The sequence below is a fragment of the Flavobacterium oncorhynchi genome, assembly GCF_002217355.1.
GTDB lineage: Bacteria > Bacteroidota > Bacteroidia > Flavobacteriales > Flavobacteriaceae > Flavobacterium > Flavobacterium oncorhynchi.
The window spans coordinates 58335-65860 of record NZ_MUHA01000026.1; the positions used below are offsets into that span (position 1 = coordinate 58335).

Annotated in this window: 5 protein-coding genes; all 5 read left to right on the forward strand. The window is 32.3% G+C overall.

The window, feature by feature from the left end; genetic code table 11:
• Positions 1–180 precede the first annotated feature (180 nt).
• The 5 genes from B0A75_RS17000 (at position 181) to B0A75_RS17020 (ending at position 7218) form a co-directional block, all read left to right on the forward strand.
• A complete protein-coding gene (locus B0A75_RS17000; protein ID WP_089055457.1) occupies positions 181–3195 on the forward strand; it encodes a tetratricopeptide repeat protein in 3015 nt (1004 codons plus the stop codon).
• A gap of 71 nt (positions 3196–3266) precedes the next feature.
• On the forward strand, positions 3267–4130 hold the full coding sequence (locus B0A75_RS17005; protein ID WP_089055458.1) for a PhzF family phenazine biosynthesis protein: 864 nt from the start codon (positions 3267–3269) through the stop codon (positions 4128–4130).
• Positions 4131–4252: 122 nt separating this feature from the next.
• Entirely contained in the window at positions 4253–6004 is a 1752-nt protein-coding gene (locus tag B0A75_RS17010) for a TonB-dependent receptor (protein WP_089055459.1), read from the forward strand.
• 169 nt (positions 6005–6173) lie between these two features.
• Entirely contained in the window at positions 6174–6704 is a 531-nt protein-coding gene (locus B0A75_RS17015) for a GNAT family N-acetyltransferase (protein ID WP_089055460.1), read from the forward strand.
• A 64-nt stretch (positions 6705–6768) separates the two neighbouring features.
• Entirely contained in the window at positions 6769–7218 is a 450-nt protein-coding gene (locus B0A75_RS17020; protein ID WP_089055461.1) for a hypothetical protein, read from the forward strand.
• The last annotated feature ends 308 nt before the right edge of the window (positions 7219–7526 follow it).

Genomic DNA, 7526 nt, shown 5'->3' on the forward strand with positions numbered 1-7526 from the left:
TGATTTCTCAGCATTGGAAAAAGATTATAAAACTCTTGACTTATAATTACTTATAAGACTTATATGGTTTGAATTATGCTTTTAAACTGTAGATCTTAATTTTTTGTTCATAATAAAAGTCTGAAACGTTTCGTTATAAACGGTATAAAATGATAAATTTGAATACTAAATAAAACTAAAATGCGTAAACTTTCCTGGTTCTTTTTATTCCAAATTATCCTTATCTCGATCACGATTTCAGCACAAAAATCAGCTATTTATACTTACGATTTAAAGGATTTTGACAAAGCACTGGCTTTATATAATGACAAACAATATGCTTCGGCACAACATATTTTTGAGTATGTAAAAAATCATGCAGATACTGAAGAAGTAAAGTCTGACTGCGCTTATTATATTGCCAATTGCGCTATTAGAACAAATCAGGTTAATGCCGATGAGTTAATGGCGAAGTTTGTTGATGATTATCCAACAAGTACTAAACAAAATCAGGCTTACATTGAAGTAGCACAATATTTCTTTGAGCAGGGAAATTATCCAAAAGCGTTACAATGGTTCGATAAAGTAGATGAAAGTTACATGAGTAAATCTGACTCAGATAAATTCAATTTTCAAAAAGGATACAGCTATTTTACTGCTAAGAAGAAAAAAGAAGCCACAACTTATTTTAATAAAGTGGTGAATTCTCCTGTTTTTGGTTCTCAAGCTAAGTATTATTTAGGATTTATGGCTTATGAAGGTGATGATTACAAAGAAGCAACTAAATATTTTGATGAAGTTTCGGGCGAAGAAAAATACAAAGAAAAGCTTTCGTATTATCAAGCCGATATGAATTTTAAACTTGGAAATTTCCAAAAAGCAATTGATTTGGGTCAAAAGGCAATGGCAAAATCAAATGAAATAGAAAAGTCTGAATTGAATAAAATTATTGGTGAAAGTTATTTCAATCTAAAACAATACGATAAGGCGATTCCGTTTTTGGAGCAATATGCAGGTAAAAAGGGGAAGTGGAATAATACCGATTTTTATCAGTTAGGTTATGCGTATTATGAACAGAAAAACTACGAAAAAGCAATTTCGCAGTTCAATAAAATCATTGAAGGAAAAGATTTTGTAGCGCAAAATGCATACTACCATTTAGGTTTAAGTTATTTGAATACAGGCAAAAAACAAGAAGCGCTGAATGCATTCAAAAATGCTTCGGAAATGGATTTTAATGCGCAGATTCAAGAAGATGCAGCATTAAATTACGCTAAAGTAAGTTATGATATTGGAAACGCTTATCAAACGGTTCCTGGTGTTTTACTTGATTTCTTGAAAAAGTATCCAAATAATTCCAGCAAAGCTGAAGTAGAGAAACTTTTGGTAGATTCTTATATTTCTACAAAAAATTATAAAGAGGCTTTGACTTTATTGGAAAAAAACAGAACTGCCGAAAATAAAGCAGCTTATCAAAAAGTGCTTTTTTACAGAGGTGTAGAATTGTTTAATGAATCGAATTATACTGAGGCTGCGAAAATGTTTAAAAATGCAATCAGCGAACAAAAAACACCTGAGTTTACAGCTCGTGCTACTTTCTGGAAAGCAGAAACAGAGTATGTTACAGATGATTTTCAAAATGCATTATTGACTTACAAACAATTTGCTGGACTTGCCGCAGCAAAATCTACTGCTGAGTATAAAAACATTAATTACAACATTGGTTATACTTATTTTAAACTGAAAGAATACGATCAAGCGGCTAATTCATTTCAAGCTCAAATTGATAATTCAAAAGAAGATAAAGTTCGTTTAAACGATTCGTATTTGCGTTTAGGAGATTCTCGTTTTGTGACTTCAAAATATGCGCAGGCAAATGAAGCTTACGGAAAAGCAATTGATGCAAAAGGAGTTGATGCTGATTACGCTCAATTTCAAAAAGCACTTTCTTATGGTTTTATGTCTAAAAACGATCAGAAAATTGCTGAGTTGAACAACTTTCTTAAAATGTATAAAAAATCAGAGTATCGTGATGATGCTTTGTATGAATTAGGAAATACTTATGTGGCTGATAAAAAGAATGATTTAGCGATTAAAACTTTCGATCAGTTGATTTCAGAATATAAAAATGGTTCATTTACTTCAAAATCGATTTTAAAACAAGGTTTGATTTATTACAATTCAGATCGTGACGAACAAGCTTTAACGAAATTTAAAAAAGTTGCTGCTGAATTTCCAAAAACACCAGAAGCGCTTGAAGCTGTTTCGACTGCAAGATTGATTTATGTGGATTCTGGAAAAGTGGACGAATATGCAACTTGGGTTCGAACATTGGATTTCGTTTCAGTTACAGATGCTGAGTTGGATAATGATACTTACGATGCCGCTTTCAAACAATACAGTCAAAGTAACAACAAAGCTGCAATTACTGGTTTTGCAGGTTATGTGAGTAAATTTCCAACAGGATTACACGCGCTTGAAGCTAATTTTTATTTGGCACAACTGACTTATGCTGAAGGTTCTGAAACAAAAGCTGCGGCAAATTATCAATATGTTATTGACCAGCCAAGAAGCGAATTTACAGAACAATCGTTAAGCCGATTGGCTCAAATTTACTTAAAAGCGAAAGATTGTGATAAATCGATTCCGGTTCTAGTACGTTTAGAAAACGAAGCTGATTTTCCTCAAAATAAAAGTTTTGCACAGGCTAATTTGATGAAATGTTATTATGACAAAAAGGATTATAACAATTCAGTTGTTTATGCAGATAAAGTATTGCAAAATGCAAAAACGGATGCAAACGTAAAAGCTGATGCTCAAATTATTGTAGCGCGTGCGGCAATGCAGACTGGTGACGAAGAAAAAGCTAAAACGGCTTATGCAAAACTTTCGGCAACTTCAAAAGGAGAACTAGCGGCAGAGGCTTTGTATTATGACGCTTATTTTAAAACAAAAGAAGGCAAGTTTGATGCTTCAAATGTGTCTGTACAAAAATTAGCGAAGAATTATTCGGCTTACAAATATTATGGAGCAAAAGGCTTGGTTCTAATGGCTAAAAATTTCTACGGATTAAAAGACAGCTATCAGGCAACTTATATTTTGGATAACGTAATTAACAATTTTACCGATTTTCCAGATGTTGTTGAAGAAGCAAAAAAAGAATTGAGTGCGATTAAAATGGAAGAGTCTAAAACCAATTCGTCGATTAATAAATAAGAAAAAAGAGAATAGAAGCAAGAAGAAAGATTGCTAAAGTCTTTCCTCTATTCTCTAAAAAAAAGAAAGAAATGAGTTTACCTTTTTATATAGTTGATGTTTTTGCTGATAAAAAATATGCCGGAAATCAGTTGGCGGTTTTTTTAGAGGCAGAAAATTTAAGTAAGGATCAAATGCAGCAGATTGCAAGAGAAATAAATTTTGCAGAAAGCACATTTGTAACCAAACTGGACAAAGAAAATAATAAAGCAGAAATAAAAATATTTACCCCGGCTCATGAAATGCAATTTGCGGGTCATCCGATAATAGGAACTTCATGGGTTTTAATGAATAAAGTATTTGATAATTCGCCGGAGAGTATAAAACTAAATGTGCCAATTGGGCCTATTTCAATTCAACAATCTGAAGATTTGATTTGGTTAAAAGCAGCACAGCCAAAATTTTGGGATATTTTTTCGAAAGAAGATTTTTCGATATTCAGTAATTTGAAAAATCACGATTTTGAAAATCAATTTCCAATTCAGGAAGTTACAACCGGAAGCGCTTTTGTGATGGTTGGATTAAGCAGTAAAAGAGCGCTCGAAAATTTGGTTTTAGACAAAGATAAAACCGATGAATGGTTGAAGAAGAATTGCAAAACTCCACACAGAGCATTGTATTTCTATTATTTAGAAGGATCAAAATTGTTCAGCAGAATGTTGTGTATTGAACATAACCAATTAGTTGAAGATGCGGCAACTGGAAGCGCGAGCACTTGTTTGCAAGCATTTTTATTAAAATACCATAAACCAGAACTTGAGATCATTAATTATCAAGGAGATTATATTAATCGTCCTTCAGAAATTTATTTTAAAGGAAAATTAAATGAGAATGAGTTTGATATCAAAATTGGTGGAAAAGCTCAATTTGTTGCAAAAGGCGAGTGGGAAGCTTAAAAATTAGAAAATTGAGAGAATTAGAAAATTAGATAATTGTAAGATGTAAAAAAGTGAAATGTGATAAGTGAAATGCTTCTGGAGTAGTTTTTACATTTTACATTTTACAAAAAAAAAGATATATGAAAATTAATTGCCGAAATAAAATCATCGTTTTACTAGTGTTGCTTGTTGGTCAGCTTTCGTTTTCGCAAAAGAAAAATGAAAACATCGGAACTGAAACTGTAAATGTGGTAAAGCCTTATTCGCCGACAATCTCAGACGCTTTTAAAGTAAAAGAAACTCCTTCGCTGGACGATTCTGGAAATCAGCCTAAAGAAACTATAAAATATAGCATTTTATCAGTTCCGGTGGCGTCGACTTTTACACCATCAAAAGGAAAAGCAGAAGGTGTTGAAAAATCTAAAAAAGAAAGATTGTTTAATAATTATGCGACTTTAGGTGTTGGAAATTACGGAACACTAAATGCTGAGTTGTTTGTAACGCAGGATTTAGGAAATAACGATTATTTAGCAGGAATGCTACGTCATCATTCTTCGCAAGGAGGAATTAAAGATGTTAATCTGAACGATGAGTTTTATGATACAGCATTAAATGTAGGTTATGGCGTAATAAATCGCGATGTATCTTGGGGAGTTGATTTGGGGTATCAAAACCAAATTTATAACTGGTACGGCCTGCCTTCTGATTTTGGAATGACGCTGCCGCCTGCAACGCAAGAAGATTTGATTAGAGGAATTAATCCAAATCATTCTTATAATACTATTTCATTAGGAGGAAATGTAGAGTTTAGTGAAAGTATTTTCAATAAAATCGATGCGAGATTTACGCATTTTTCGGATAGTTTTTCTTCTTCAGAGAATCGTTTTTATTTGAAGCCGACTTTTAAAGTTGATGTTATGGATCAGGCAATCAATACTAATATTATTATAGATCATGTTAGCGGTTCGTTTGAACATAATTATGCTTATAATAATGTTGAGCCATTAAAATACAGTTTAACAAATTTTGGAGTTGAACCAAGTTTTGTGATTCATGAAAACGAATGGACGCTTGAGTTAGGAGCGGGATTATTTTATGGTTTAGATTCTGAAAACAGCGGTAACAAGTTTTATGTTTATCCAAAAGTAAATGCTTCATACAAATTGGTAGGCGATTTAATGATTTTTTATACAGGAGTAAACGGAAGTTTAAATCAAAACTCTTATGCTGATTTTGTTACTCAAAATCCATTTTTGTCTCCCACTTTAAATATGAAACCAAGCAGTACTCAATATAATGTTTTTGCAGGATTAAAAGGGAAACTGGCTAATAATATCAATTATAATTTAACTGCTTCTTATTTGAATGAGAAAGACAAAGCATTGTTTAAAAGCAATGATTATACAGAAGATTTTTCAAATCAAAATTATGCTTTCGGAAACTCGTTTGGGGTGATTTATGATGATGTTAGAACTTTGCGCTTCTACGGAGAACTAAAAGCTGATTTTTCTCAGAATGTTTCTTTTGGAATCAACGGAACTTTTAATAGTTATAAAACAGATGGTTTAGAAGCATGGAATTTACCTTCAATGAAATTGAGTTCAAACCTCGATGTTAATATTACAAAACAATGGTATGCTGGTTTAAATGTTTTTTATGTGGGCGAACGTAAAGACATGCAGACTAATTTAAATGTTGCGACTCTTGGAAATCCAATTACATTAAAAAGTTATTTTGATGCCAATGCACATTTAGGATACAAATACAGCGAACGTTTGACTTTCTTCTTAAAACTGAATAATATAGGAAATCAAGCGTATGAAAGATGGTTGAATTATCCCGTACAAGGATTTCAGGTTTTAGCTGGAGGAAATTATAAATTCGATTTTTAAAAGCTATTTGCCGCGAAGGCACAAAGACACGAAGTTTTTAGCATAAATTTTTAGCCGCGAATTCACGAATTAATTAAAAAATTCGTGAATTCGTGGCTAACTTTTTTTGTGACTGTACAAAACCTTTGCATCTTTGTAACTTAGAACCTTTGTAACTTTAGAGAAGAAGATGGAAATCAAACTGAGACAAGAAAATGAAAATGATTACAAAAGTGTTTTTCAGCTGATTGAAAAGGCTTTTGAAAAAGAAGAATACAGCGATCACAAAGAACAATTTTTGGTTGAAAGACTGCGAAAATCGGAAGCTTTTATTCCAGAGTTATCGATTGTTGCCGAAGTTGAGGATAAAATCGTCGGGCATATTTTATTTACAAAATTGGAGATTAAAAATGAATTTCAATCGTTTCAGTCTTTAGCACTTGCTCCAGTTTCGGTTTTGCCAGAATTTCAAGGAAAAGGAATTGGCTCAAAACTTATTTTATACGGTCATGAATTGGCAAAAGAGTTAGGGTATAAATCGGTGATTTTATTGGGACATCAAGATTATTACCCAAGATTTGGCTATGAACTTTGCGAAAAATACAATATCAAAATGCCTTTTGATGTTCCTGCTGAAAACTGTATGGTAATCTCTTTGACTGAAAATGGATTATCTGGTATTAGCGGAAATGTAGTTTATCCAAGTACTTTTTTTGAATAAAAAAATAGACAAAGAAAAAAAACCTGTGCACCTTTGCGACTCAGAACCTCACTACCTTTATAGAATGGAATTCAAACAAAAAATATACAATCATTATCTACAAATGGTTCAGGATCGAATTGATGTTTTTAAAGACATGATTTCGGGATTGACAGAAGATTCTAAAAATGATGCTAAAGGATCTGCCGGTGATAAGCACGAAACGGCTTTGTCGATGATGCATATCGAACAGGAAAAATTGACCAATAAATTGAAAGAAGCAATTGCGCAGAAAGCGATTTTGGATAAAATTGATCCTCTAAAAACTACCGAGAATATTATTTTAGGAAGTCTGGTAAAAGCAAACGGAATCTATTTGTACTTAAGTGTTGCACTTCCTAAAATTACAATTGACGGTATTAATGTTATTGCACTTTCTCCGCAATCTCCGTTGGGAAATCATTTAATGGGAAATAAAGTAGGTTTTGAGTTTGAGATTAACAGTACAAAGTATCTCATTCAAGAAATTAGCTAATGGATTATCCTTATTTAATATGTAGCTTTTCGCTCTTTGGAGCATCTTTTGCTTTTTATAAACTTCATAAACTGTGGAAAAAAGATGTTACAGAAAATAATAAACGATATAAATCTGAAGTTAATTTTAAGACGTTCAAAAATTGGACTACTATAATTACGTTTATAGTTTTAGGAATAATCTATTTTTTTAAAGCATTACCATAACCGCAATCTTGTCATTTCGACTGAAAGGAGAAATCGCACTAGAAACTCCGCAAAGAAAAACACCAATCTTTGTCGATATACATGTGCGATTTCTCCTTTCAG

Excerpts from the sequence above, each read along its gene's own strand:
- B0A75_RS17000 (WP_089055457.1), top strand. The coding sequence starts at position 181 with ATGCGTAAACTTTCCTGGTTCTTTTTATTCCAAATTATCCTTATCTCG.
- B0A75_RS17020 (WP_089055461.1), top strand. The coding sequence starts at position 6,769 with ATGGAATTCAAACAAAAAATATACAATCATTATCTACAAATGGTTCAG.
- B0A75_RS17005 (WP_089055458.1), top strand. The coding sequence starts at position 3,267 with ATGAGTTTACCTTTTTATATAGTTGATGTTTTTGCTGATAAAAAATAT.
- B0A75_RS17010 (WP_089055459.1), top strand. The coding sequence starts at position 4,253 with ATGAAAATTAATTGCCGAAATAAAATCATCGTTTTACTAGTGTTGCTT.
- B0A75_RS17015 (WP_089055460.1), top strand. The coding sequence starts at position 6,174 with ATGGAAATCAAACTGAGACAAGAAAATGAAAATGATTACAAAAGTGTT.